Below are 26,089 nucleotides of genomic sequence, written 5' to 3'. Positions count from 1 at the left end.
TTTAAAAATAATTTAAGATGAAATTAAAAACGATATGGTTTTTTACAGCTCTTTTGTTTAGTGTAATGTCTTTTGGACAAAACACAATTAAAGGTACTGTTTCAGACTCGAATAAAGAACCTCTTGTAGGTGTAAATATTGTTGTAAAAGGAACAACAACGGGAACAATATCAGATGGTAGTGGTAATTATTCAGTTAATGTTCCTAATGAGCAATCAGAAATTGAATTTTCATATCTTGGATTTATTACTAAATCTGTTAAAGTAGGAGCAAATACCTCTATTAATGTGGTTCTTGAAAGTTCTGACAACATATTAGATGAGATTGTAGTTGTTGGTTTTGCTACTATAAAGAAAAGTGATTTAACCAGTTCTATAGCTACAGTAAAAGGAAAAGAATTAAATACGATGACAGTAGGAAATGCCACTGAATCTTTACAAGGAAAAGCAGCTGGTGTACAGATTGTAAATAGTGGTGGTCCAGGTTCAGTACCTAAAGTTTTCATTCGTGGAATTTCAACAATTAATTTAAGTACTGATCCACTTTATGTTGTTGATGGAATACCAATGGGAACCAATATTAACTTTCTAAATACAAATGAAATAGAAAGTATGGAGATTCTTAAAGACGCATCGGCAAGTGCAATTTATGGTAGTAGAGCCTCTAATGGTGTTGTTTTAATTACAACTAAGAGAGGAAAATCAGGAGCAATTAAATTCAATTTGGATACAAGTTATGGAGTTCAATTAATGCAAAACCCATATAACATGGCCGATGCAGAGGAGTATGCTACTATATTTAATACAGCAGCAGTTCAATCTGGATTTCCAGCCGAGTTTGGTGACCCAAGTAGTTATCGAGGAAAATCAACTGATTGGTGGAATGCAGGTATCAGAGAAAGAGTTGCGGTGAGTAATGTCAGCTTTGGTTTGCAAGGCGGAACGGATAATCATACTTATGCAGTAAGCTTGAATTTTTATAAACAAGATTCTTTTTATGAAACAGGTGGATGGGAAAAATTTACTTCTCGTATTTCATCGGATTATAAATTTTCAAAAAAGGTTTCGGCTGGATTTTCATTAAATCCTAGATACGAATCCTGGGGGAATCCTGGAAACTGGGCCGATTTTAATAGAATTGATCCCATTACACCAATTTATAAACCAGCAGATCAATTAACTGGTAATGAAAATGAATTCAGTATTTATGCCCGATCTCCTACTTATGTTTTTAATCCTGTTGCTGCTGTTAGACGTTTTTTTTCAACTAATAAGCAATATTCATTGGCTACTAATGGATATGTTCAATTAAGTCCTGTAAAAGGTTTAATTATTCGTTCGCAAGGTTCTTATGAGATAAATTCAACACTTTCAAATAATTTTAATCCTAATTTTATCATTGATGTGGCGCACGAAAGTTTATTGATCAATAATATTTCTCGTAACACTAACTTGACACGTTCATGGAGTTTGCAAAACACAGCAACCTATAACAATACATTTGCTGATAAACATAATGTTAGTTTAATGATTGGTAATACTGCCGAGGAATATAATGGTGCAGATTTAAGAGGTACTATATCAAAACTGCCTAATAACAGTGAAGAATTACGCGAAATAAATGCAGGAACTTTAAATCCTCAAACTTCGGGGACTTCATACACAAATTCAATTATGTCTTACCTAAGTCGTTTAACGTATAACTTTGATAGTAGATATTATTTGACTGCTACATTCAGACGTGATGGGTCTTCTAAATTTTTAGCAAATAATAAATGGGCAACTTTTCCTTCTGCTTCTTTTGCGTGGAAAGCTTCAAACGAGAGTTTTATGGCCAAATATTCAGATGTTTTAAGTGATCTTAAGTTTAGAGTAGGTTGGGGAAAAGTAGGAAATCAAAATTTGCCAGCAAGTGTCTATCTTTCTAAGTTAGGACAAAATTATTACACTTTTGGAGACCTTGTGGTTAATACAACTTATCCAAGTGCCGTTCCTAATAAAGACATTAAATGGGAAACTGTAGAGGATTTTAATACAGGTATTGATTTTGGTTTTTTCCAAAATAAATTATCTGGAACTATTGAATTTTATACAAAAACAACCCAAAATATGTTGTTTCAAAAATCATATCCTAATTATAGTGGTTATCCAAATGATGCTAGAATTTGGTCTAATGTTGGATCTATGACGGCTCAAGGAATGGAATTTAGTTTATCTTATAAAAACAACATTAGAAATTTCAATTATGGAGCTAACTTAAACTTTACAAAGTCAAATGTAAAAATGACCAAGTTAAGTGTTGATGGCGAACAATTATTTGGAAATGGAGAAAGAACATTGACTATTGAAGGCGATGAGCCAGGTTTTTTCTACGGATACAAAGCAGATGGCTTGTTTCAAAATAATGTTGAGTTAAATGCACATACAAATAATAACGGTGATTTATTACAGCCTTATGCAAAAGCAGGTGATGTTCGTTTTGTAGATGTAAATGAAGATGGGGTTCTTAATGCTGATGATAGAACTAAAATAGGTTCTCCTTGGGCAAAATATACAATAGGTTTGAATTTGAATTGTTCCTATAAAAATTTCGATTTTATAGCGAACATCTATTCCAGTATTGGTAATGATATTGTTAACCAAAACAAAAATGAGCTTTATAATGCTTTATCCAGAACCAATAAGATTAGTGGTTTGTCCGATTTAGCTTGGCATGGCGAAGGAACTTCTAATTCTATTCCTCGTTTATCACAAACTGATGATAATCAGAATTTCTCGAAATTTTCATCCTATTATGTTGAAGATGGTTCATTTGCTCGTTTAAAAAATGTTCAATTGGGATATACAATTGAGAATAAATTAGGGTTTGACAAAATTAGATGCTCTGTTTCAGGTCAAAATTTATTGACTTTGACCAATTATTCAGGTGTAGAACCTGAGGTAGCAGGAGATGTACTTGGTTTTGGATTTGGAGGATGGAATTATCCCGTTCAAAAAACAGTTTTATTTGGCTTAAATCTAACATTTTAATTTAAAAATTATGAAAAAAATATTTTTATCAATTATAACCTTGTGTATTATTTCAAGCTCATGTAGTGATGACTTTATAGTTCACGATGAGCGAGGTACACAAACTCTTGATAATTACTTTTCAACTGCTGAAGAGTGTCAGACTTTTGTGAATGATTTATACAAACGTGCATTTTTACACTACGATTGGTATCAATTGATTCCGGGTAGACTTGCAAATGAAACAGCAACAGACGATGCCTGGATGGGAAACACTGGACAAGATGCATCTGGTTTTATTCCTGCAGCTCAATATTTGATAACTCCAAATAGAATGGGCTATCTTTCGGATTTGTTTAAAACACGTTATGAAAATATTGGAGCCTGCAATGTTGCAATAGATGGGATTCAAAAAGCTACTATAAATGATGACCAAAAAAAACAATATTTAGGCGAATCATTATTCCTACGTGCCTATAATTATTATGATTTAGTGAATAATTTTGGAGGAGTACCTTTGGTTTTAAATCCTTTAGGAACTGGAGATTTAAAATTAGAAAAAGCGACTAAAGAAGCTGTTTATGCCAGTATTGAGGACGATCTTTTGAGAGCAGTCGATTTATTAAAACCATCTTACACTGGAGCCGATAAAGGAAGAGCAACTAAATGGGCAAGTTACGCCCTATTGGCGAGAGTTTCCTTGTTTCAAGAAAAATGGGAAGAAGCTAGAGATTATGCAGATAAAGTAATCACCGAAGGAGGATTTTCGTTAGAAGAGAGTTTTTCCAATATTTGGAATGTAAACAATCATAACGGAGTAGAAACTATTTTAGAGTCTCAAACCAGTAGTGAACCAAGTAGACAATTAGGTAATATAATGTCAACTTTTACAGGTGCCAGAGGAGAATTAAAAGATAATTTTCCGAGTACTAGCGCTGCTGATGTAATGGATGGCTGGGGCTGGTGCGTACCTACTAGCGATTTAGAGAATTGTTATTTGTCTGAAAATGATGTTATCCGTCGTCGTAGTACAATTACAAAGAATGGGGATGCTGCTTATGGAGATGAGGTAAATAACCCTACTCATATATGGGATTTAAAACAAAGTAAGTCAGGACGTATAATACGTAAATATTATATTCCAATAGCAACTCGTAGAAGCCTTGTTAGTACTTATGGAAATGCACCTCTTAATGTACCAATATTGCGTTTGGCCGAAATGTATTTAACCCGTGCAGAGGCAAATTTTCACTTAGAAGAATTTAATCTTGCTATGGATGATGTTGATTATATTAGAGATAGAGTAAATCTTACACCAAAGAAAGGATTAATATCAGGGAATAATATACTTAAAGCCATTTGGAAAGAACGTCGTATGGAATTAGCTTTTGAAGGTCTTCGATTATTTGATATTAGGCGTCAAATAGACCCAGACACAAATAAACCAGTGATTGCAACTCTTATGGGGCCCACAGGAAGCTTTGTACTGTATAATACTACTTTGTCAACAGACGAGAATGAAACTTCTAATTTAAAAGAACTTCAAGACAAAGGAATTCATTTTGATATAGCTAAAAATCTGGTTTGGCCTATACCACAATCTGAAATCGATAGAAGTGGAAATGTAATCAAACAAAACCCAAATTACTAAAATTATGAAAATATTAAAAAAAGCATTAACAAGCTTGTTTATTACAAGCTTGTTAATTATTTCTTGCTCAACAGACGTAAATACACCTCCACCTCCTGTGGCATCAAACGTGAGAGAAATAAAAATTGACTTAAATCAAGAGTTACAAACCATGGATGGTTTTGGGGCTTCTGACGCTTGGCGAACTCAAATGGTAGGAAAAAATTGGCCGCTTGATAAAAGAAATGCCATAGCCGATTTGCTTTTTAGTAAAGAAATGGATGCTTCAGGGAATCCAAAAGGGATTGGACTTTCTATCTGGCGATTTTATATCGGTTCTGGTAGTATGGAGCAGGGATCGGGTAGTAATATAACTGATGAATGGAGAAGAGCAGAATGCTTTCAAAAGACAGATGGCACTTATGATTGGACAAAACAAGCGGGACAAAGATGGTTTTTGCAGGCAGCTAAAAGCCGAGGTGTAGATAAATTTTTAGCTTTTACCGTTAGTCCGCCTGTGCAAATGACTCTAAATGGTAAGGCTTTTTCAGGACAAAGAAATAGCATGAATATCAAAGCAGGTATGCTAACCAATTATGCGGATTTTCTAGTTGATTGTGTCGATAATTTACAACAAAATGAAGGTATAACTTTTGATTACTTAAGTCCGGTAAATGAACCACAGTGGGATTGGATGGCAGGAAATGATGGGCAAGCAAGTCAAGAAGGAACACCAGCAACAAATCAAGAAATGTATGATTTTACCAAGCTTTTGTCGGACAAAATCAAAGCAAAATCATTAAATACAGAAATTGTTCTTGGTGAAGCTGCACAAATTAATTATTTGTATGAAAATGTCAATGGCGAAAATAGAGACAATCAAATAAATGCTTTTTTTGGTACAACTTCAACAAATATTGCACAACTATCTAATGTTAAGAATGTGATTTCAGGACATAGTTATTTTACTTCTTGGCCAATAAATGATATGATTAGCCATCGCGAAAAATTGAATTCTCGTGTGAAACAAATGGGTAATTTAAAATATTGGCAAACAGAATACTCTATCTTGGAAAGTCCCGGTGTTGCAGAAATTCCAGGAGGCGCGGGTAATCAAAGAGATTTAGGGATGAAAACTGCTTTGTTTGTGGCAAGAACAATCCATAATGATATTGCAGTAGCTAATGCTTCTTCATGGCAATGGTGGACTGCACTTAGTAGATATGACTATAAAGATGGATTAGTGTATTTAGACAATGGTACTAATAATGGACTTAGTACAAGTGTTGTTGCTGATGCAAATTATTGTAAAAATGATGGTTTTTATCATGATTCAAAATTGTTGTGGACTTTGGGAAATTATTCGCTTTTTGTTCGTCCAGGAATGATTCGTCTTCAAATTCCCAATCAAAATGCTACTTCGGCTGCTACAGATGTAATGGTAACTGCCTATAAAGACGTTTCTAAAAAGAAGCTTGTAATAGTAGCTGTTAATTATAGTAACACAACAAGATCGTATAAACTTAATTTGAATGGAGCTACAGTAAAGAATGACGAATTAACTCCGTATGTTACTTCAGAAAATTCTAATTTAAAAAAAGGGAGTAATGTAAAAAGTGATAAGTTTGAAATAGCCGGAAGATCAATTGTTACTTATGTTGGGGAATATAATTAATATTGTCGATTGTTTAATCGATAACGATGTATTTTAAATGTAAAATTATGATAAATAAAGTGCTTTTATCTGTAGTGTTCTTTTTTATCGCACTGAGCGTTAGGTCACAAAACCCACAAAATAGAGAGTATCTGAATCTGAAACCTTTACTTTCCGACTTGGAAAAAAAGTGGCCTAATAATAAAACTATTAATTTCGTTTTTCATGGACATAGTGTTCCAAGTGGTTATTTTAATACCCCTTATGTAAATACTTTGAAGTCCTATCCACACTTAATACTTTGTTATTTGAAAGAACGTTTTCCCTACGCTGTAATTAATGTTATTACAACATCTATTGGGGGAGAGCAATCTGAGCAAGGGGAAGTTCGCTTTAAGGATGAAGTGTTAACTATGAGGCCTGATGTAATATTTATCGATTATGCACTTAATGACAGAGGTATAGGTTTAGAAAAAGCTAGAATTGCTTGGGTAAAAATGATAGAAGAATCTTTAGCTAATAATAAGAAAATCATTTTGTTTACACCATCCCCCGATATGAATGAGAATATATTAAGCGATAATTCCCTTTTAGCAAAACATGCCAATCAAATAAAAGAACTTGCTTTATTTTATAAAATCGGTTTGGTTGATAGTTATAATGCATTTAAAAATCGTTGCCTTGCAGGAGAAGCTCTTTCCTTTTATATGAGTCAAAATAATCATCCAAATGAAAAGGGTCACAAATTAATTTTTGAGGAAATAATAAAAATATTTCCTGAAATTAATTAATTTTATAGAATTACAAATTATTGATATTGAAGAGGTAATTTTTTTTATAATTGCTTACAAGGAAGTTAACAGAATTTAAAAAAGAAGAACTGTATCATAAGTTGATTCCAATTGTTTATGAATTCTTTGACTTGTTGCTAGAGATGGGACATGAGACAAAGAATATTACTAATGATTATATTTTGCTTCTAGAGCGAACTGTAGACAACAATAATTATGGGTGCTATTTCAAAGTCATTTAGTATCTAAAAGTAGCTCTAACAAAAACAGAAGGACTTACGAAAAAAACGTAAGTCCTTCTGTTTTCGTTCAACCATATTCTCCAGAGTCTAGTCTAGCAGAACATATTTCCCTAACTATTTGAAAAGATAATTGACAAATAAAATCTTCAAAACAACGTATAATATTAAGTAACTGTTTAAGTTTTATCTATTTTTTTATGGATTACTTTGAAGAAGTGACGATTTAGATTTTTAACTTTAAAGCCACAGCTGTTTTAAACTTAACACACAATTTATGTTTAAGTAAACTTGTGTTTGTATTCTTGTTGGTTAAAAAGCAAACAAATGGTTACAAGGTTTTTTGTAATATGTTTCATCACATTACAATCGTTTGGTCAACAGACAAAGTTCGAAAATTTCACAACCAATCAAGGACTATCTAATAATTCTGTTATTGATATTGAAAATGACAAAGACGGCGGAATCTGGATTGCTACCTGGGATGGATTGAATTATTATGATGGTTATAATTTTAAGATTTTCAAGCATCAATTTAATAATCCTAAAACAATTTCCAGTGATTATATCATGAAATTAATTAAGGATAAGTTTGGCTTTATCTGGCTTATTACTAAAGAGGGGGATGTAAATCGATATATTGGAAATGGTGAATTTGAAAAATTTAAGTTCAAAGGAATTCCACAAAGCATTCAAGTTTCTCAAAAAGGAAATATCGTAGTTCAAACCAAATCAGCTTATTATGAATTTAAAGAAGAAACGTTTGTTGAAATACCTTTAAATTCTTTAAAAAAAACAGATACTAATAGTCTGAAAAATATCCTGCTAAGAAAATATCCTAGTCTTATAATCAATGACGCTTTAAGAGATAAATCAGGGAATATTTGGTATGCGACTCGAAAAAACGGACTGTATATCATTACTAATAAAAATACAATTGAACATTTTACTTCTGATATATATTTTCCCTATTCCATAACTAGCAACGAAATTGAAACGCTCCACATTGATACTTTTGGAAACATTTGGCTAGGACAAAAAGATGGTGGTTTGAGTATGGCGTATACAGGCTCAGAAAAAATAAACACTATAGTTCCTCATCCTATAAAAAATCCAAATTTACCAACAGAAACAATTAGATCTATTACTAAAGATTCTAAAGGAAAAACATGGTTGGGTTATTATACAAAAGGACTTTATTGCTACAACGAAAAAAGTCATTCTTACGAGAAATTTAGAATTAAGGAATCTGCTTTAAATCCAGATTGGGAACGAATTAGAAGTTTATTTACGGCTAGTGACGGAACAATATGGGCGGGAACATATAAAGGAATCATACGTATATCGGGAGATCAATATACTTGTTATGAAGCTGAAAAAATCAAAGAACTGCCTAATAATAGATCGTATTCTATTTATGAGGACGGAAAGAAACAGCTGTGGATAGGTTGTTGGGGAGGTGTGGCCAAATTTAATTTGGTAACTGAAAAATTTGAAAGCTTTAAAGGTCAAAGTGCGTTAAATAAATACCACATCAGATGTGTTAAAAAAGACAAGCAGGATTTAATTTTAGCGACTGAAAATAATGGTGTAATTGTCCTTAATTTAGATACTAAAAAGATCAACCAAATTTCAACAAGTCAAGGAATTTTAGGAAATAGCGTTTATTCTGTCCTGATTGACAAGACTACAGATAATTTTTGGATTGCTTCCTTAGGCGGAGTCAGTATTTTTAATAAAAAAAAGGGTTTAATTAAAAATATTACAGAGGCTGATGGGCTTCCAAGTCACATGGTGTATGGTCTTATCGATAATGGAGATAAGGTTTGGATTAGCACCACAAAAGGAATTGCATCTATTACTAAGAATAATTTTAAAATCACTTCTTATAATCCAAATCATGGATGGCAGGCACCAGAATTTTCAGAAGGAGCTTATTATAAAGATTCAAAAGGCAATTTGTTTTTTGGGGGAGTAAATGGACTGAATTATTTCAATCCGAATGCGCTTCAATCTACTAATTCCAATGCAAAAATCAAATTGATTGTTGATGGTAACGAAAACTATTCACCCGAAATAGAAAAAAGTTTTGCTGATAATGAATTGGAAATTGAAATAATTCCTATTGTATTTCCTAAAGAAAGTAAAGTTGAGATTTATTATAAATTGGAGGGAAGAGATAAGAGTTGGACTTTATTAAAAGATACCAATAAATTAGAATATGCCAATTTATCTTCGGGAGATTACCATTTTTGGATAAAACAGGGGAAAAATGGAGTTGCTAAACCTGTATTTTTTACCCTCAATATCAGTAAAGCATTTTATGAAACCATTCTGTTTTATGTTTTATTATCGGCTTGTATACTTTTTGGCTGTATTGTTTTAATTTATTTTAAAAATAAAACAGCTATTGCACAAAAAAAGCATCTGGAAGCAAAAATAAAATCTCGTACCAAAGTAATAGAATCCCAGAAAAAAGATTTGGAAGCAATTAATGAAAAACTCGATAAGAAGAACAAAAAAATAGTAGAGCAGAAAGAAAAGCTTTTAAAATTACATAGCAATCTTAAAAGCGAAAGTTTTGAAATCGAAAAGTTTAAAACCTTTATGCTCGCGGAGTTCCAAGATCCAATAGCAAAGATCATTGAGATTTCAAATACAAACAAAAATGATAACAGCGTCCAGCGAGATTTAGTTTTCCAATCTAACAGACTGGCGAATTTAATTTCGGGATGGAATTATTTGAGTTATGTTAAAGATATTGGTCCTGTTAAGAAATCAGCGGTTCATTTGTTTCCAGTTTTAAAGAATAGTATTGAAAAATTAAAAAAGGAGCTGCAACGCAATCAGGTTAATTTTAATTGCGAAATAGACAAATCGGATTCTTTTGTTGCCATAGATGTATTGCGATTAAAGTTGTTATTGCACTATTTTTTTAATGATATCAGTAAATATTCTGAGACAGACAGTAGCTTAAATATAGAAATGGGTTATGAAAATAATTGTTTAAAAGTTACCGTAGTTTCTGATAGTGTCATCCTAAAAAACAATTGGTACAATATTTTACATTATAGCCCTTACTTTAAAGCTTTACATGTTTTATTAGAAGATTTGAAGGGAGAATTTTTTGATTATTCTGAGGAACAATTTAAGAGTACGCTACAAATTCCTTTAGAATTGGCTTCCGAAAATCTAAAAATTAAAGAAACAATTTCCTGGAAACATTTCAACGAACAAGATCAACTCTCTGAGGATAAAGAATTATTTTTAGTCTTTAGCGATCAATCTGATTATACGGCAGCCAATCAGGTTTTAGAAAACAGGAATCATCAGTTGTTTTTTGAAAATTCGGTTGCTAATTTAAACGCTGCTGTAAAACAAATCCCCTTTTCTGTTTTAGTGTTTTACCAAACAACATTTTCAAAAGAACTGGTTCATTTTTTAGATTCAAATAAAAAAACGGGAGGTTTAAAAATGCCAATGATTTACATATCTGAAGTCATTAATTATGAATTGCATGAGCAATTATTAGAATTGGGAATAGACACTTTAATTCAGTTGCCTGCTAATGCTTCATTTGTTTCCAAAAAAATAGCTTCTTTAATTGAAAAACAAAAAGAGATAGTACATGAAAATAAAATGCAGCAAAAAATATTTGAAATTTTAACAGAAGATGATCCTTTGATAACCACTAATGACAAGTTGGTAAAAAAAGCTTTAGAAATCATCAAAAAGGAATTGCAGGATCCTTTTTTTAACGTAGAAATATTGGTAGAAAATTTGGGGATTTCCAGAGTAAAATGCTACCGCATATTTAAAGAAACCTTAAATCAATCGCCATCTGATGTTATAACCTCTTTTAGATTACAAAAAGCTGAATTATTATTAAAAACTAAAAACCTCAATATTTCTGAAATTAGTTTTGAATGTGGGTACAACGATCCTAAATATTTTGGGCGCTCTTTTAAAAAATATTTTGGAAAAAGCCCTAAAGAATACAAAACACTATCTTAAAAGTATTGTTAGCCCGGTGTTTGTGGAAAGTTAGCTTAATGTTAGCGTGCAAAAATACCCTTTTTAACGGTTAATTTTATCCTAATTTGAATCGAAAATCCTCTTTTGTGAATCAAAATTCCCCCTTTAGCGATCTTGCTTAAAATACTTTTGGCAAAACAAAAAACGAGTATTTAACATGAAAAAAATGTATGCAATTTTAATTCTTGCTTTAGGGTGTATGTCCTATTCCTATTCGCAAGTATCAGTATCAGGAAGCGTAGTTTCTGATCCGGATAGGCAAGCTATTCCAGGAGTATCAGTCCACATTAAAGGACAACCATCATTTGGAACCACAACCGATTTTGATGGAAATTTCAAGATTCAATTAAAAGAACAAAGCGGTGTTTTGGTTTTCTCTTATATTGGGTTTAAAACAAAGGAAGTTTCTTATTCAGGAAATCAAACTTTAAGTGTTTCCTTGAGTGAAGAAACAAGTTCTTTAGATGAGGTTGTAGTTATTGGTTATGGTTCTCAAAAGAGATCGGATGTAACAGGATCTATTGCTTCGGTAAAAAGTAAAGATTTTAATAAAGGAGTTGTGGCTAACGTAGGACAGCTAATTCAAGGTAAAGTTGCTGGTGTCAACGTGACTGCTGCAAGTGGTGAGCCTGGAGCTTCTCAAGATATCATTATTCGAGGAGTAGGAAGTTTACGTTCAGGAACAACACCTCTGTATGTAGTGGACGGATTTGCTTTAGACAACTCGAATAATGGAGTAGCTTCAAATCCTCTAAACTTTATCAATCCACAGGATATTGAAAGCATTGAGGTGCTTAAAGATGCGTCAGCATCTGCTATCTATGGTTCCAGAGCGGCTAATGGTGTAATAGTAATTACCACTAAAAAAGGAGCAAAAGGTCAGGCTAAAATCAATGTTAATATGACTACTGGACTTTCGACATTAGCAAATAAAGTGGCTGTTTTTAGTGCAGACGAGTTTAGAACACAAGTAGCTGCGGTTAACGGAACTCTGTTTGATGGTGGAGCAAATACAGACTGGCAAGATGAATTAACCAGAACTGCCGTTTCTCAAAACTTAAACTTATCGATGAGTGGAGGAACAGAAAGTAGTACTTATGCAGCTTCATTAGGTGTAGATAATCAAGAAGGTATTTTGAATAACAGTGATTTAAAACGTTACTCTGGACGTTTGAATTTGAATCAAAAAGCATTAAACGATAAATTTAATATTGCTTTTAATTTAACAGGAACGAAACTTGAAAACTCAAGACCAGACGCCAGAAGTATCGTAGGCAATATGCAAACCATGAATCCTACAGATGCCGTTTATGTAAATGGAGAACCTAATGTGAATTTAAGCAATGATGTGTTAAATCCTTTAATCAGTCAGAGAATTTACTCTGATGAGACTAACAACAATCGTATTTTGGCTAACATTGCGCCATCTTATGAATTTATAAAAGGATTAACTTATAAATTCAACTTGGGAGTTGATTATTCTATGTCAGAAAGAGATGTACAGGTGTTGCCATATACTTCGGCTACTAATACAACTGAAAGTACTTTGAACAATATTATAACCACTAATAATAATATTTTATACGAAAACACATTGACGTATAATTTCAGTACAAATGCACATAATTTTACAGTTTTAGCGGGGCAATCTTATCAGAAAATACAAGTGAATCAAAAGAATTATAATTTTAAAGGATTTCCGGATAATGGTATAGAACCAAAAAATCAGTTAGAAACAGCGGTCTTATCTACAGGTCATTACTCATCTGCAGTAGAAAACGAACTTCAGTCTTTCTTTGGAAGATTAAATTATGCGTATGAAAACAAATACTTACTTACTGCCACTATGCGTGCTGACGGATCTTCTAAGTTTGGTGAAAACAACAGATACGGATACTTCCCATCTGTTGCATTAGGATGGAACATAAGTAAAGAAGATTTTCTAAATGAATCTGAAGTTATTAATAATTTGAAGCTGAGAGCAAGCTGGGGACAAACTGGTTCTCAGGAAATTCCATCTAAAATTACTAAAGCGAGTTATACCGAAAGTAATACAGGAAACAATACCTATCCATTAGATCCATCTGCTACAGATTTAGGTGGCTATCCTTATGGTTCAATTTTTACCCGTTTAGCTAATCCGAATATTCAATGGGAGGTTTCAACACAAACCAATATAGGTTTAGACTTTAGTTTATTTAATAACAGATTATCAGGTACTGTGGATTATTTTAACAAAGTCTCTGAAAATATTTTATTAGAAGTAACACCAGCAGATCCTATACAGCCTGCAAAAACATATTGGACAAACATTCCTAACATGGAGATTAAAAACAACGGTATTGAACTGGCTTTAGATTACAGCAGTGATAAAAGCAAAGACTTCTCTTATAGTATTGGTGGAAATATTTCTTTTACCAAAAATAAAGTAGAAAACTCACCTTATGGAATATTAACTACAGGTGGAGCGCAAGGAGGCGGACAAACTGGAGCAACAATAAACGGAGTTCTTAATGGGGAACCGATAGGTACTTTTTATATGGTTGAGTTTACAGGAATTGGTGCTGATGGTTTGAACCAATTTGCAGATACAAATCCTGATGGTGTAATTCTTGACAATGACCGTGTTGTTGCAGGCAGCGCTTTACCAGATTATATTTATGCTTTTTATCTGAATTTTAAATATAAGAATTTTGACTTAGGACTTAATTTTAATGGTACTGGCGGAAATAAAATTTACAACCACGTTGCAATGACTTCATTCAACAGAGGCCGGCTTGCTAATTCCTTTAATACCACTGATAGAGCTTCAGAATTTTTAAATGAAGCTTCCACAAACTCCAACAGAGTTTCTACACGATATTTAGAAGACGGCAGTTTCTTAAGATTGAATAATGCAACTCTGGGATATAATTTTAACCCAAAATCAATCGGACTTGATAATGTGATGGATAACATACGTCTTTCGGTAACGGGACAAAACTTATTTGTGATTACAAAGTACAGTGGCTATGATCCTGAAATAAACACTGGAACTTCAGTTGGAGAAATTCAGTCGTTTGGAATTGACTACTTCAGTTATCCTAGAAGCAGAACAATTTTACTAGGGCTAAACGTGGCATTTTAATTAAATACAAAACAAAAAATGAAAAATAAAGTAATAATAGTAGCTCTGGGAATCAGTTTGTTATTCAACTGGAGTTGCACCGACTTAGAAGAAAAAGTATTGGATGAAAATTTAACCGGTGCTGGACAGGCAGAAGTAATTAGCGGTGCACTTGCTCCAGCTTATGGCCAATTAAAAGCGACCTGGATACACACCAATAATTTTGGTTTGCAGCTAATTGCCAGTGACGAAGGAATATTACCCTATAGAGGAGGAACTGACTGGTACGACGGAGGAAAATATTTAGCAGTACATGCACATACCATTACACCTACCAATGATTTGGTTAAAAGTACCTGGAATGAGCTTACTATAAATATTTCCAGAACATTAACGGCTATTGAAGTTTTAAGACCTCTTGCAGAAAGTGGTAATGCAGAAGCACAAGGAGCACTATATGAAATGATAGCTTTAAGAGCTTATTTGAATATGCTTACATTAGACAGCTGGGGACTTGTGTTTAAAAAGGAATCATCAGCCAGTATTTCAGAAATACTTCGAGGACAAGACGCTGTTTCTTATATAGAAAGTGAGTTGCTGTCAGTTGCTGATGTTATTAATAATGATAAAGGACCAGGCAGAATGACTCAGGCTGCAGTTTGGGGACTTCTTTCCAGATTATATCTAAATGCGGCTGTTTACCGTGATCCTTATGGAACACCTCAGTTTGCCACTGCTGATATGGATAAGGTTATTAAATATACAGATAACATTATAAACTCAGGTAAATTCAGCTTATCTCCTGAATATTTTGACTTATTTGATGATAACAATAACTCAAATAAAGAATTAATTTTTGCATTGGATCAACGAGGTGTTTTGAAAGATGAACATAACCGCTGGGCCTATTGGTCAATTCCAGGATCTATGTTTCCAAGACCGGAATCCATTAATGCAGATGGTACTGATGGTCCTGCAATTACATCCGATTTTTACCAGACATGGGTCGATGCTTATGGAAGCGTAGATCCTGCTGATGCTGATTCTAGATTCTACAAAAACAATGCAAAAGTGCCTGATAATTTGAAGGATCTAACAGGACTTTCACCATTAAACGATCAGAATCATTACTATTGTGTAAAAGCTGAGGATTTTGAAATTGACAGAGGAATTATGAGAGGTATTCCTTGGGCAGCAAGAAAAGATGCCAATGGAGCATTCTTTAAATGTGATGGCGGATATAGAATTTACCCAGTTAAACAAATTAAAGGAAACGGATCAGATTTAAATGTGGGCTATGTAAATCTTACTTTAAAAGTAGATTTTACTAATGAAGGGAGTTTCCATAAATCGGGTTATAGAGTTTCCAAATACCAGTTTAGTCATACTTCCCCTGATGGAAATAACTTTAGTAGTGTTGATATGGTATTGCTTAGATATGCTGAAATTTTCATGATGAGAGCTGAGGCCAAGTTAAGAAAAGGAGATAATGCTGGGGCATTAATTGATATGAACAAAGTAAGAACGTCAAGAACTGCAAGAGCACCTATTCCTGCTGCGCTCCCTGCTATAACTCTAGATATTTTATACAGAGAATATGGTTTTGAATTTTACTGGGAAGGTTTAAGAAGAACCAATCAAATTCGCTTTGGACATTATGAAGATATCTGGACAGAAAAATCGGATACCGATGTAGACCATAGACTCTTCCCGATACCTCAGGTCGCAATTGATGGTGCATCCAATGTTCCTGAATATTTAGTACAAAATCAAGGGTATTAATTAGATTATATATTTTGAAGGCTGTCTGTTTTTCTTTAATAAAACACTAAACAGCCTTCAATTTTTTAATTAATTAGAAAAAAATGAAAACGTCATTGTTACAAAAAAAAACAGTAAAAGTATTTATTTGTATCCTCTCTTTAAATTTTGCTGCTGCTCAAACTAAAGATAGTTCTGTAAAAAAATACTCAAACGCGCTAAATTTCATTGTTATGGGAGATTGGGGGAGATTTGGTGAAGACCATCAAATTCCCGTAGCTAAGCAAATGGGGATTACTGCTACAGCCATTAATCGTGATTTTATAATTTCTACAGGTGATAATTTCTATCCTGTAGGTGTGGCAAGTGAATACGACCCACAATGGAAATCTTCTTATGAAGATATTTATACTGATTTTTCACTCCACTGGAACTGGTATCCAGTATTAGGAAACCATGATTATGCTGGTAATCCAGATGCTCAGGTTGCTTATTCAAAAATAAGCCGACGCTGGAATATGCCTGCCCGATATTACAGTGAAACATTCAATATCAATGGAGATCCAAGCCAGCAGGTTTTAATTGCTTTTATAGATACCAATCCATTAATTCCTGAATTCTATAAAAGTAAACAGTATGCTAAAAATGTAATTTCTCAGGATTCAACTGCACAAAAAAAATGGCTGGTTAAAACCCTGACAGAAGCACCTAAAAGTGTAAAATGGAAATTAGTTGTGGGGCATCATCCTTTGTTTACGGCAACTTTAAAAAGAAGAGAAGCTTATGATACTAAGGCAGTACGAAAATCATTAAAATCACTTTTGGATAAATATGAAGTTGATGCTTATATCGCTGGGCATGATCATGATTTACAGCATTTACTACCAGAAGGGAAAACACATTATTTTGTTTCCGGATCCGCTTCTGAAGCTACACCAATTGACCGTTTGCCTTTTAGCAAACTGGCTTCATCGGAGTACGGTTTTATGGTGTTTTCAGCCTTAGCCAATACCTTGCATGTGCAGGCAGTTAACGAAAAAGGAGAAGTCATTTACACCACCGAAATAAAAAAGTAAATAATAATTAATTACAATTTATATTCTATGCTAAGCCGCCTACAGCTTTGCAAATGAATGAATTTCTATTTTCAATGAAAAAAATAATAACCCTTTTTTGCCTCCAGTTTTTCCTGTTTGGGCAAGCACAGGAATACAGTTCTACAAATATTCATTCGCATAATGATTATGCCAGTTCGCTTCCTTTTTATGGAGCCTATTCTAATGAAGTTGGTGTTATCGAAGCCGATGTTTTTCTTGTAAATAATGAACTATTTGTGGCGCATACCGCAACAGAAATTACGCAACACAACACGCTTAAAAGTTTGTATTTAGAACCACTTGCTGCAAAACTTAAAAATTTAGAAGGCAAAGCATATCCAAGCAATAAGCCTTTAATTTTGATGATTGATGTCAAGTCGGATGCAGCATCAACTTTAAAAGCAATTGTACAGCAGTTAAAAACATTTCCAGAAATTAGTTCCAATAAAAATATAAAAGTGGTGATTTCAGGCAACAGACCTTTGCCGTCGCAGTGGTCGACATATCCTGAGTTTATTTATTTTGATGGAAGACTTACTGAAAATTATTCGCCAGAAGAATTGTCCCGTGTTGAAATGATAAGTGCCGATTTAAAAGAACTTACCATCTGGAATGGTAAAGGTGTTTTGACACAAGCTGATTTACAAAAGATGCAATCGGTAATTAAAAAGGTACATGATCAGCATAAAAAAATCAGATTCTGGGCTACGCAGGACAATATCAATACCTGGATGACTTTGATGAATTTAAAAGTTGATTTTATAGGGACAGATACGGTTTCTACACTAACAGAATTTATCAAAAACATAAAAACAACATTCTATCAAAATACGGAGTTTCATACTGCATATATGCCTAAAAACGCAGCAGCTTTCGCTAAAAAGAAACCAAAAAATGTAATCCTTCTTATTGGTGACGGAATGGGATTAGCTCAAATTTATGCGGGTTACACAGCCAATAAGGGACAATTAAACCTTTTTAATATTCCAACGCAAGGATTCTCGATAACCAATTCTTCAGATAGTTATATTACGGATTCGGCTGCTGGAGGATCAGCTATGGCAACAGGTCTAAAAACCAATAATCGATTTATCAGCGTGGATGAAAACGGAAAACCATTAGAAGCCATTACGCAACATTTAGCAAATAAAAATTTTAAAACCGCAATTATTTCATCAGGAAATAGTACTGATGCCACTCCGGCAGCCTTTTATGCACATCAGCCTGAAAGAAGTTTTAGTGAACCAATAGCTTCTGATTTTTTAAGCAATCCGTCAGATATTTTAATAGGAGGCGGTCTAAAAGAGTTCAAATCTAGAAAAGATGGAAAAGATTTGTCTCAATTGTTGATTGAAAAAGGATATTCTTTTTCGGAAAAATTTAGCAGTCTGGATACTATTAAAAATTCTAAAATGGTAGTTTTAGATGATGCAGCAGTTGTTTCTATTAAAGAGGGGAGAGGAGATTTTTTAGCCCAATCTTTAGCGAAAGCAACGAATACTTTTTCTAAAATAAAGAATCCATTTTTTATCATGGCCGAAGGAGCTCAAATTGATCACGGCGGACATAAGAAAGATTTAGAATATGTGGTTCGGGAAATGCTTGATTTTGACAAATTAGTAGGTCAGGCATTGGAATTTGTGGATAAAAATCAAGAAACATTGTTAATTGTAACAGCAGATCATGAAACAGGTGGATTGTCATTAATTGACGGCAGTATATCAAAAGGATATGTACAGGGAAGCTTTAGCACTAATGATCATACGGCCATACCAGTTCCTGTTTTTGCTTATGGCCCTGGAGCTAAAATTTTTTCTGGCGTGTATCAAAACACAGCAATTTACACCAAAATAATGGAGGTTCTTTTTTTAAAGAACTGATTTCTACTGGACATTATGAATGTTATTTTTTTTTATTCATTAAAACTCAATAAAAAAACCCTTAAACAATTGATGTTTAAGGGTTTGTTTTTGTAGCGAAGACGGGAGTTGAACCCGTGACCTCAGGGTTATGAATCCTGCGCTCTAACCAACTGAGCTACCTCGCCAAATGTTCAGGTTAATACTGTTCCTGAATGCGGGTGCAAAGATAGAAATAAAATTAAATGGTGCAAGCATAAAATGAAGAAAAAAAATATTTTTAAAAACGTTTTTTTTTAGTCATTATATTCTATATATTCGAAAAAAAAATAAATCTGCCTCTATGGATGTTAAAGTACGTTACGAAATTGAGTTTCCTATAAATTCTTCGCCGCAATTATTATATCAATATATTTCTACTCCCTCTGGTTTATCTGAATGGTTTGCTGACGATGTGAACTCAAGAGGAGAATTTTTTACTTTCATTTGGAATGATTCCGAAGAGAAAGCAAGATTAGCTTCTAAAAAATCAGGAGAGAAAGTAAAGTTTAAATGGGTTGATGCAGCAGGAAAGGATACAGAGTATTTTTTTGAGTTACATATCCTAGTAGATGAGTTGACTAAAGATGTTTCTTTAATGGTAGTAGATTTTGCCGAAGAAGATGAGATTGAAGAGGCTTCTCAGTTGTGGGAGAATCAAATCTCAGATTTAAAACATCTCTTGGGTTCTGTATAGTGAATTCTATTTTTATGACTTATATTTGCCCTGAACAAAATTCAGGGCTTTTTTATGATTAATTTTAACGGTACTTTAGTAACTCAAGATTCAAATATATTAACACAAAACCGTGGTTTTTTATACGGAGACGCGGTTTTTGAAACAGTTAAAATCGTAAATTCTAAAGTACTGTATTTAGAGGATCATTATTTTAGGTTAATGGCCTCAATGCGTGTGGTTCGAATGGAGATTCCTATGAATTTTACAATGGAGTATTTCGAAGAGCAATTACTTTCTTTAACTGATAAGTTGTCAATTTCGCAATCAGCAAGAGCTCGTATCACTGTTTTTAGAAATGATGGAGGCTATTACTTACCTACAGACAATACCGTTTCTTTTCTAGTTCATGCCACAGCTTTAGAGTCGGTTTTTTATTCTTTGGATGAAAAAGAATACGAAGTAGATTTATACAAAGATTTTTACATTACAAAACAATTATTGTCATCGATTAAGACCACAAATCGTATTTTGAATGTAGCTGCAAGTATTTTTGCCAATGAGAATGCTTTGGATAACTGTTTATTACTGAATGATGCTAAAAATGTTGTAGAAGCCATTCAGGGCAATGTTTTTATGGTAATAGGAAATAAATTGATTACACCTCCAGTTTCCGAAGGTTGCTTGAATGGTGTAATGCGCAAGCAAGTTTTAAAATTAGCAAAAACAATTGCAGATTTAGAAGTTCAAGAAGCTGTAATTTCTCCTTTCGAACTTCAAAAAGCCGATGAATTGTTTATTACCAATGTGATAAAAGGAATCCAGCCTATTACAAAATATAGAAAAAAGACTTTTCAATCCAAAATAGCTCGAGAATTGATTTCGAAAATCAATGAGGTAATTAGCGCTACTTAGTTTAAATACGGATTTTCTGGAGCGTTAGACCAAATAAGATAATCTCCTCCTAATTCCATAATTTGCTCTTTCCAAAAATGAGTAGACGATTTTCCGATAATTTTATTTTTGTAATTGTTAGACGTAATAATCCAAGAATTAGCATTCATCTCTGATTCCAATTGGCTTTCAGACCAACCTGTATAACCCAAAAAGAAACGAATGTTGTTTTTGTTAATCTTTCCGTTATTAATAAGTTCTTTTGTAGATTCAAAATCACCACCCCAATAAATTCCATTAGAAATTTCGATACTGTTAGGTATTAAATCTGGAACATTATGTATAAAATAGAGATTGTCTTGTTCTACAGGTCCGCCGTTGTAAATTTTTAAACGAGAATTTATCTCTGGAATTAAGTCGTTTATAGTGTATTTCAACGGTTTATTAATGATAAAACCAACTGATCCATCTTTGTCATGGTCAGCCAATAAAATCACAGATCTATTAAATGATAAATCTCCAATTATTGAAGGTTCAGCAATAAGTAATTGTCCTTTTATTAATGTTTCTGAAATCATGACTTTTCAAGTTTTTACTAAATTTAAGAAAAAAAAATAAAAAAAAACAAACATATTCGGTAAAAAGTATAAAAAAACCCTCAAATGAGGGTTTTTATATTGATCGGTTTTGAAATAAATTCTTAGTTTACAGCTCCTTCTAATTCAGCTCCAGCTTTAAATTTCACAACGTTCTTAGCTGCGATTTGAATAGTTTTTCCAGTTTGAGGATTTCTTCCGTCTCTAGCTGCTCTTGCAGATACTGACCATGATCCAAAACCTACTAGAGATACTTTTCCACCTTTTTTCAAAGTGTCACCTACATTTCCTAAAAATGACTCTAAAGCTAATTTTGCAGCTGCTTTAGTAATTCCTGCGTCAGCAGCGATAGCATCGATTAATTCTGATTTGTTCATAATAAAAAGTTATTAATTGTTGGTTAAAAATAAATTGTTAATACACAAATTTAGCAGTAAATACAGACCCTGCAAGTGTTTTCTTTGATTTTACAGCGTTTTGTTAATAACTTATTTATTTTGTTGATAACATACTGTTTTTTAGTCTTTTTTTAGCTTGTTTTACCGTTTTTATTGGGTTTATACCGCTTTTGCTTCATCAGAAAAAGAAATTCCATTGAGTAATTCGGCGGTAGTCATTTTCTTTTTGCCTGGAAATTGCAAATTTAGTATTTGAATAAAACCGTCTTTTACCGCAATTTTTAATTCTTTTTTAGAACTAACAATTGTTCCAGTAGTATAACGATGGGTTTCTGATATTATTTTAGATTCGTATATTTTAACATTCCATTCTTGATCTTTATCGGTAAAAAAACACCAGGAAGCAGGATAAGGACTTAAACCTCTGATGAGATTATTGATTTCAGATGCTGATTTACTCCAATCAATCTTGCAATTCTCTTTGTTGAGTTTGTAAGCCGTTTTAATATCAGCATTTTCAGTTTGGATAGTTGTTTTAACTTGTCCTTTTTCTATTAGGTCTAGAGTTTCAATTACCGTATTGCTTCCTAAATCCATTAAACGATCATGAAGTTGTCCTGCATTTTCGTTTGGATCAATTTCGGTTTCTGAACTTAAAATCATGGCACCAGTATCTATTTTGTCATCAATAAAAAAAGTAGTCACACCTGTTTTAGTTTCTCCGTTGATAATTGCCCAATTAATAGGCGCTGCTCCACGATAATTTGGTAGCAGTGAAGCATGGAGATTAAATGTACCCAGACTTGGCATTTCCCAAACCACTTTTGGCAACATTCTAAACGCAACTACAATTTGTAAATTGGCGTTAAGCGATTTTAATTCAGCAAGGAAAGATTCATCTTTTAAATTGCTAGGCTGTAGTAAATTTAAATTGTGTTCTAAAGCGTATTCTTTTACGGCCGAATATTTAATTTTTTGTCCGCGACCTGCAGGTTTATCTGCTGCGGTTATGACTCCTACTATTTTGTAGTTATTTTTTAAAATGCTATCCAGGATTCCTACTGCAAAGTCGGGCGTACCCATAAATACGATTCGTAATTTTTCCATTATTTGTTTAAGCTATATTTATTGTTAGGTTGTATTAGAATGTATTCGTTTTCTAATAATTCTTGAAGGGCAAAGATAACATCGTTTGAAGGATTATTAATCTCGATTTGAATTTCTCTCGAACTTAAATCGGTTGTTTTTAATAAATCCAGAATTTTTTCAGCAAGCGAAATAGTGTTTTCTTTTTTTGTTTTTTGTGTAATACAATAAGAGCAAATACCACACTTAGTACTTTTGGTTTCACCAAAATAAGCCAAAAGCAATTGACTCTTGCAGTTTTTGTCCTTTTTAATGTATTCTAAAACGGCTTGAAACTGTTCTTTTTTTAGTTGGTTTTGATTTTCAAGATACTTAGCCACTCGATTAATAGTTCTGTCGTCTTCTCGAATTTCATTAAAAATGAGTGTTGTGTCATTGTTTTTCGAATGATAATCAATAAGACCTTTTTCTTTTAGTTTTTCTAAAACAACTAAAACTTCGGCTTCAGTATGCTTTGATTTTTTTGCAATTAGCGAAAGATTGAAATTCGTTTGAATATCATAAATTCCGGGATAAGTACGCAAAATAGCCAGAATAATTTCTTCATCGTTTGGATTCAAACTCGTATAACGAATCACTTCTTTAGAAGGAATAATAAATTGTAAGCTAATTTTTTCTGAGAATTCTTGCGATAAACTAATAATTCCTTGTCGGTCTAAAAACTGAATGGCATTATAGGTTTTTAAAACGGGGAATTTATAACGCAAGCAAAACTGATTGAGGTTGAACGAATATTGTTCGTTAATTCCTTCGCCATAGGCAATTTGGAAATAATTACACATTTTAATAAAAACTTCTTTTAGAAACTTTTTATCTGGCAAAATATAAATAAATTGATTTTCGGTTTGAGCAAAATCTGAAGCGCTTGTCAGTAAAATAGCAAATGCTTTTTCTTCGTTTCTTCCTGCTCGACCGGCTTCTTGATAATAATTTTCTAAGTTTTCTGGTAATTGCGTGTGGATAACCGTTTTTACATTGGCTTTGTCAATTCCCATCCCAAAAGCATTGGTGGCAACCATAACCTGAACTTCTTCGTCCATCCAAAGTTGCATATTTTTGTTCTTGTCTTTCAAGGCTAATCCGCCATGATAAAAAGTTGCTTTGAATCCCAGGGAATTCAATTGTGCCGCCGTGTCAATGCAAGATCTTCGGTTTCGTACATATATAATAGAAGGTTGCGAATTTTTACTTAGAATTTGTTTGATTCTAAAGAGTTTGTCCTCAATTTCAAAAACCATGTAGGCAATGTTTTTTCTTTCGAAAGATTTTTCAAAACATTTGGGGTTTTCGAGACCTAATTCGGTTATAATATCTTCTTTGACTTTTGGTGTTGCAGTTGCTGTTAGCGCCAGAAAGGGAGTTTTGGGAAAATGACTTTTTAAATTCGAAATTTTTAAATAAGCGGGACGAAAATCATGTCCCCATTGCGAAACACAATGCGCTTCATCAATAGCAATCAAATTAATGGGAAGTGCTTTTATCCTTTCTAAAATCCAATCGGATTGCAAACGTTCCGGCGATAAATAAAGAAATTTGTAATTCCCAAATTGGCAATTGTCCAGTAAATCAATTATTTCGTCTGATTTTATTCCGCCCGTAAGCGCAATAGCTTTGATGTTTCGCTTCTGTAAATTCGCAACCTGATCTTTCATTAAAGCAACTAATGGCGAAATAACTAAACAAATTCCTTTTTGCATTAGCGCAGGAATTTGGAAACAAACTGATTTTCCACCACCGGTGGGCATTAGCGCAAAAGTATCATGACCGTTTAAAACGGAACTGATAATTTCTTCTTGGGGCAATCTAAAACTATCGTGATCCCAGTATTTTTTTAGAATTTGTAAAGCTTCAGACATGCAGTTTAGAAAGATTTAATAGCAGTTGTAATGTGAATAGCCGTTTTTTATTTCGAAAAAAAGCCGCATTTAAAACAAACTTACTCAAACTAATTTAGATTTTGAAAAATGTAGCGAATCAAAATGATGATTTTACTAAAATTCATATTCCAGAGTTCATATTTTAGAATTGAAAACGTATATTTGCTTTTATTTTTAAATACAAATGGATAAAAAAACCGAAGAATTTTTCGATAGATTAAAAGGCGAATTAGAAAAAAGCAATACTTGGCCTTCCATATATTTGTTTAAATTTATTGTGCCCACAGATACCGATAAAATTAAACAAGTAGAACAGGCTTTTAATTGTATAGGTGCTGTGATTAAAACAACTCAATCTAAAACAGGAAAATTCACCAGTGTTTCGGTTGATGTTCAAATGGAAAGTCCTCAGGCAATTATTGATAAATACATCGAAGTTTCAACTATAGAAGGAATTATTTCTTTATAATTTTCGAAAAAAAATACGCTTTCAGTCTCTGTATTTTGACTGTAAAGCTCCAAAAAATCAAATATGAATCAGAAATATATAAAAGAAAATGCGAATGATGTAGTACATCATTTAGAATATAATGCCGAAAGATCGCATTTGATTATTCCTGAATATGGACGTCATTTACAAAAATTAATTGACCAGGCTACTGCTATTGAAGATGATGAATCTAGAAATAAAGCAGCTAAATATATCATTCAGGTAATGGGAAGTTTGAATCCGCATTTAAGAGATGTGCCTGATTTTCAACATAAATTATGGGATCAGCTTTTTATAATGTCTGATTTTAAGTTGAATGTCAGTTCTCCTTATCCAATTCCTTCCAGAGAAGTTTTGCAGTTGAGACCAGATGTTTTAAATTATCCACAAAACTTTCCTAAATACCGTTATTATGGTAACAATATCAAGTACATGATTGATGTTGCTAACAAATGGGAGGAGGGAGAAATGAAGAGTGCATTGGTTAAAGTAATTGCCAATCACATGAAAAAATCCTATTTGAGTTGGAATAAAGACACCGTAAAAGACGATGTTATTTTCGAACATTTATATGAATTGTCCGATGGTAAATTGAATTTAATACAAAGTTCAGAAGAACTAATTAATACAACCGATTTATTGCGTACTAATAAGAGAGTTTCTAATAAAATTTCTCCAGCTGGACAGCCTAAAATTCAAAGTAATAAAAATATGAAAGGTCCAGGGAAACCAAAACCTTTTCAAAAAAACAATAATCAGAAATAAAAAAAAGTTGCTAAGCAGCTAAGTTTCT

The 26,089-nt window shown here is 33.0% G+C and carries 17 protein-coding genes and 1 tRNA gene; 13 read left to right on the top strand and 5 right to left on the bottom strand.

The genetic code is table 11. The features are described from left to right. Nucleotides 1-17 precede the first annotated feature (17 nt). The 9 genes from AAGV28_RS10590 (at nucleotide 18) to AAGV28_RS10550 (ending at nucleotide 19,201) form a co-directional block, all read left to right on the top strand. On the top strand, nucleotides 18-3,029 hold the full coding sequence (locus AAGV28_RS10590; protein ID WP_373406779.1) for a SusC/RagA family TonB-linked outer membrane protein: 3,012 nt from the start codon (nucleotides 18-20) through the stop codon (nucleotides 3,027-3,029). A gap of 10 nt (nucleotides 3,030-3,039) precedes the next feature. Then, the gene (locus AAGV28_RS10585; RefSeq protein WP_373406778.1) at nucleotides 3,040-4,659 is read left to right on the top strand and encodes a RagB/SusD family nutrient uptake outer membrane protein; all 1,620 of its coding nucleotides are present in this window, start codon (nucleotides 3,040-3,042) and stop codon (nucleotides 4,657-4,659) included. A 4-nt stretch (nucleotides 4,660-4,663) separates the two neighbouring features. Then, entirely contained in the window at nucleotides 4,664-6,313 is a 1,650-nt protein-coding gene (locus tag AAGV28_RS10580) for a glycoside hydrolase (RefSeq protein ID WP_373406777.1), read from the top strand. Between the two features lie 47 nt (nucleotides 6,314-6,360). Next, nucleotides 6,361-7,083 (top strand): SGNH/GDSL hydrolase family protein, encoded by a 723-nt coding sequence (locus AAGV28_RS10575; RefSeq protein ID WP_373406776.1) that lies wholly within the window; start codon nucleotides 6,361-6,363, stop codon nucleotides 7,081-7,083. A gap of 566 nt (nucleotides 7,084-7,649) precedes the next feature. Next, the gene (locus tag AAGV28_RS10570; RefSeq protein ID WP_373406775.1) at nucleotides 7,650-11,336 is read left to right on the top strand and encodes a two-component regulator propeller domain-containing protein; all 3,687 of its coding nucleotides are present in this window, start codon (nucleotides 7,650-7,652) and stop codon (nucleotides 11,334-11,336) included. A gap of 187 nt (nucleotides 11,337-11,523) precedes the next feature. Next, nucleotides 11,524-14,484 carry a SusC/RagA family TonB-linked outer membrane protein gene (locus AAGV28_RS10565; protein ID WP_373406774.1) on the top strand — a complete coding sequence of 987 codons (2,961 nt, stop codon included), beginning with the start codon at nucleotides 11,524-11,526 and terminating at the stop codon, nucleotides 14,482-14,484. Nucleotides 14,485-14,502: 18 nt separating this feature from the next. After that, the gene (locus AAGV28_RS10560) at nucleotides 14,503-16,245 is read left to right on the top strand and encodes a RagB/SusD family nutrient uptake outer membrane protein (protein ID WP_373406773.1); all 1,743 of its coding nucleotides are present in this window, start codon (nucleotides 14,503-14,505) and stop codon (nucleotides 16,243-16,245) included. An 83-nt stretch (nucleotides 16,246-16,328) separates the two neighbouring features. Beyond that, the gene (locus tag AAGV28_RS10555; protein ID WP_373406772.1) at nucleotides 16,329-17,300 is read left to right on the top strand and encodes a purple acid phosphatase family protein; all 972 of its coding nucleotides are present in this window, start codon (nucleotides 16,329-16,331) and stop codon (nucleotides 17,298-17,300) included. A 74-nt stretch (nucleotides 17,301-17,374) separates the two neighbouring features. Beyond that, nucleotides 17,375-19,201, top strand: a complete 1,827-nt coding sequence (locus AAGV28_RS10550) for an alkaline phosphatase (protein ID WP_373406771.1) — start codon at nucleotides 17,375-17,377, stop codon at nucleotides 19,199-19,201. 93 nt (nucleotides 19,202-19,294) lie between these two features. On the opposite strand, the gene AAGV28_RS10545 is transcribed toward AAGV28_RS10550, so the two are convergent. After that, nucleotides 19,295-19,368, bottom strand: a tRNA-Met gene (locus AAGV28_RS10545). Between the two features lie 155 nt (nucleotides 19,369-19,523). Between AAGV28_RS10545 and AAGV28_RS10540 the strand changes: the two genes are divergently transcribed. Further along, nucleotides 19,524-19,916 carry an START-like domain-containing protein gene (locus tag AAGV28_RS10540; protein WP_373391196.1) on the top strand — a complete coding sequence of 131 codons (393 nt, stop codon included), beginning with the start codon at nucleotides 19,524-19,526 and terminating at the stop codon, nucleotides 19,914-19,916. A gap of 54 nt (nucleotides 19,917-19,970) precedes the next feature. Further along, the gene (locus tag AAGV28_RS10535) at nucleotides 19,971-20,810 is read left to right on the top strand and encodes an aminotransferase class IV (RefSeq protein ID WP_373406770.1); all 840 of its coding nucleotides are present in this window, start codon (nucleotides 19,971-19,973) and stop codon (nucleotides 20,808-20,810) included. Here the strand turns inward: AAGV28_RS10535 and AAGV28_RS10530 are convergent. The 4 genes from AAGV28_RS10530 to AAGV28_RS10515 all read right to left on the bottom strand — a co-directional run bounded on the left by AAGV28_RS10530 (nucleotide 20,807) and on the right by AAGV28_RS10515 (nucleotide 24,785). Next, a complete protein-coding gene (locus AAGV28_RS10530; RefSeq protein ID WP_373406769.1) occupies nucleotides 20,807-21,367 on the bottom strand; it encodes a YqgE/AlgH family protein in 561 nt (186 codons plus the stop codon). The genes AAGV28_RS10535 and AAGV28_RS10530 overlap by 4 nt on opposite strands. Nucleotides 21,368-21,489: 122 nt before the next feature. Then, complete coding sequence (locus AAGV28_RS10525; RefSeq protein ID WP_108740556.1) at nucleotides 21,490-21,762, bottom strand: HU family DNA-binding protein; 273 nt, start codon at nucleotides 21,760-21,762, stop codon at nucleotides 21,490-21,492. Nucleotides 21,763-21,942: 180 nt separating this feature from the next. Then, the gene (gene fmt, locus AAGV28_RS10520) at nucleotides 21,943-22,890 is read right to left on the bottom strand and encodes a methionyl-tRNA formyltransferase (RefSeq protein ID WP_373406768.1); all 948 of its coding nucleotides are present in this window, start codon (nucleotides 22,888-22,890) and stop codon (nucleotides 21,943-21,945) included. After that, nucleotides 22,890-24,785, bottom strand: a complete 1,896-nt coding sequence (locus tag AAGV28_RS10515; RefSeq protein ID WP_373406767.1) for a RecQ family ATP-dependent DNA helicase — start codon at nucleotides 24,783-24,785, stop codon at nucleotides 22,890-22,892. The genes fmt and AAGV28_RS10515 overlap by 1 nt, the downstream gene beginning before the upstream one ends. 205 nt (nucleotides 24,786-24,990) lie before the next feature. Here AAGV28_RS10515 and AAGV28_RS10510 point away from each other — a divergent pair, with 205 nt between their 5' ends. Then, on the top strand, nucleotides 24,991-25,275 hold the full coding sequence (locus AAGV28_RS10510) for a DUF493 family protein (RefSeq protein WP_373406766.1): 285 nt from the start codon (nucleotides 24,991-24,993) through the stop codon (nucleotides 25,273-25,275). 63 nt (nucleotides 25,276-25,338) lie between these two features. After that, nucleotides 25,339-26,061 carry a DUF4290 domain-containing protein gene (locus AAGV28_RS10505; RefSeq protein WP_373406765.1) on the top strand — a complete coding sequence of 241 codons (723 nt, stop codon included), beginning with the start codon at nucleotides 25,339-25,341 and terminating at the stop codon, nucleotides 26,059-26,061. The last annotated feature ends 28 nt before the right edge of the window (nucleotides 26,062-26,089 follow it).

It is taken from the genome of Flavobacterium zubiriense (assembly GCF_041729725.1).
In the GTDB taxonomy this organism is placed as follows: domain Bacteria; phylum Bacteroidota; class Bacteroidia; order Flavobacteriales; family Flavobacteriaceae; genus Flavobacterium; species Flavobacterium zubiriense.
This window is presented reverse-complemented; position numbering and strand designations above follow the sequence as displayed.

Bases quoted from the DNA above. Each gene is read 5' to 3' on its own strand.
- AAGV28_RS10590 (WP_373406779.1), top strand. From the start codon at position 18: ATGAAATTAAAAACGATATGGTTTTTTACAGCTCTTTTGTTTAGTGTA.
- AAGV28_RS10585 (WP_373406778.1), top strand. From the start codon at position 3,040: ATGAAAAAAATATTTTTATCAATTATAACCTTGTGTATTATTTCAAGC.
- AAGV28_RS10580 (WP_373406777.1), top strand. From the start codon at position 4,664: ATGAAAATATTAAAAAAAGCATTAACAAGCTTGTTTATTACAAGCTTG.
- AAGV28_RS10575 (WP_373406776.1), top strand. From the start codon at position 6,361: ATGATAAATAAAGTGCTTTTATCTGTAGTGTTCTTTTTTATCGCACTG.
- AAGV28_RS10570 (WP_373406775.1), top strand. From the start codon at position 7,650: ATGGTTACAAGGTTTTTTGTAATATGTTTCATCACATTACAATCGTTT.
- AAGV28_RS10565 (WP_373406774.1), top strand. From the start codon at position 11,524: ATGTATGCAATTTTAATTCTTGCTTTAGGGTGTATGTCCTATTCCTAT.
- AAGV28_RS10560 (WP_373406773.1), top strand. From the start codon at position 14,503: ATGAAAAATAAAGTAATAATAGTAGCTCTGGGAATCAGTTTGTTATTC.
- AAGV28_RS10555 (WP_373406772.1), top strand. From the start codon at position 16,329: ATGAAAACGTCATTGTTACAAAAAAAAACAGTAAAAGTATTTATTTGT.
- AAGV28_RS10550 (WP_373406771.1), top strand. From the start codon at position 17,375: ATGAAAAAAATAATAACCCTTTTTTGCCTCCAGTTTTTCCTGTTTGGG.
- AAGV28_RS10540 (WP_373391196.1), top strand. From the start codon at position 19,524: ATGGATGTTAAAGTACGTTACGAAATTGAGTTTCCTATAAATTCTTCG.
- AAGV28_RS10535 (WP_373406770.1), top strand. From the start codon at position 19,971: ATGATTAATTTTAACGGTACTTTAGTAACTCAAGATTCAAATATATTA.
- AAGV28_RS10530 (WP_373406769.1), bottom strand. From the start codon at position 21,367: ATGATTTCAGAAACATTAATAAAAGGACAATTACTTATTGCTGAACCT.
- AAGV28_RS10525 (WP_108740556.1), bottom strand. From the start codon at position 21,762: ATGAACAAATCAGAATTAATCGATGCTATCGCTGCTGACGCAGGAATT.
- fmt (WP_373406768.1), bottom strand. From the start codon at position 22,890: ATGGAAAAATTACGAATCGTATTTATGGGTACGCCCGACTTTGCAGTA.
- AAGV28_RS10515 (WP_373406767.1), bottom strand. From the start codon at position 24,785: ATGTCTGAAGCTTTACAAATTCTAAAAAAATACTGGGATCACGATAGT.
- AAGV28_RS10510 (WP_373406766.1), top strand. From the start codon at position 24,991: ATGGATAAAAAAACCGAAGAATTTTTCGATAGATTAAAAGGCGAATTA.
- AAGV28_RS10505 (WP_373406765.1), top strand. From the start codon at position 25,339: ATGAATCAGAAATATATAAAAGAAAATGCGAATGATGTAGTACATCAT.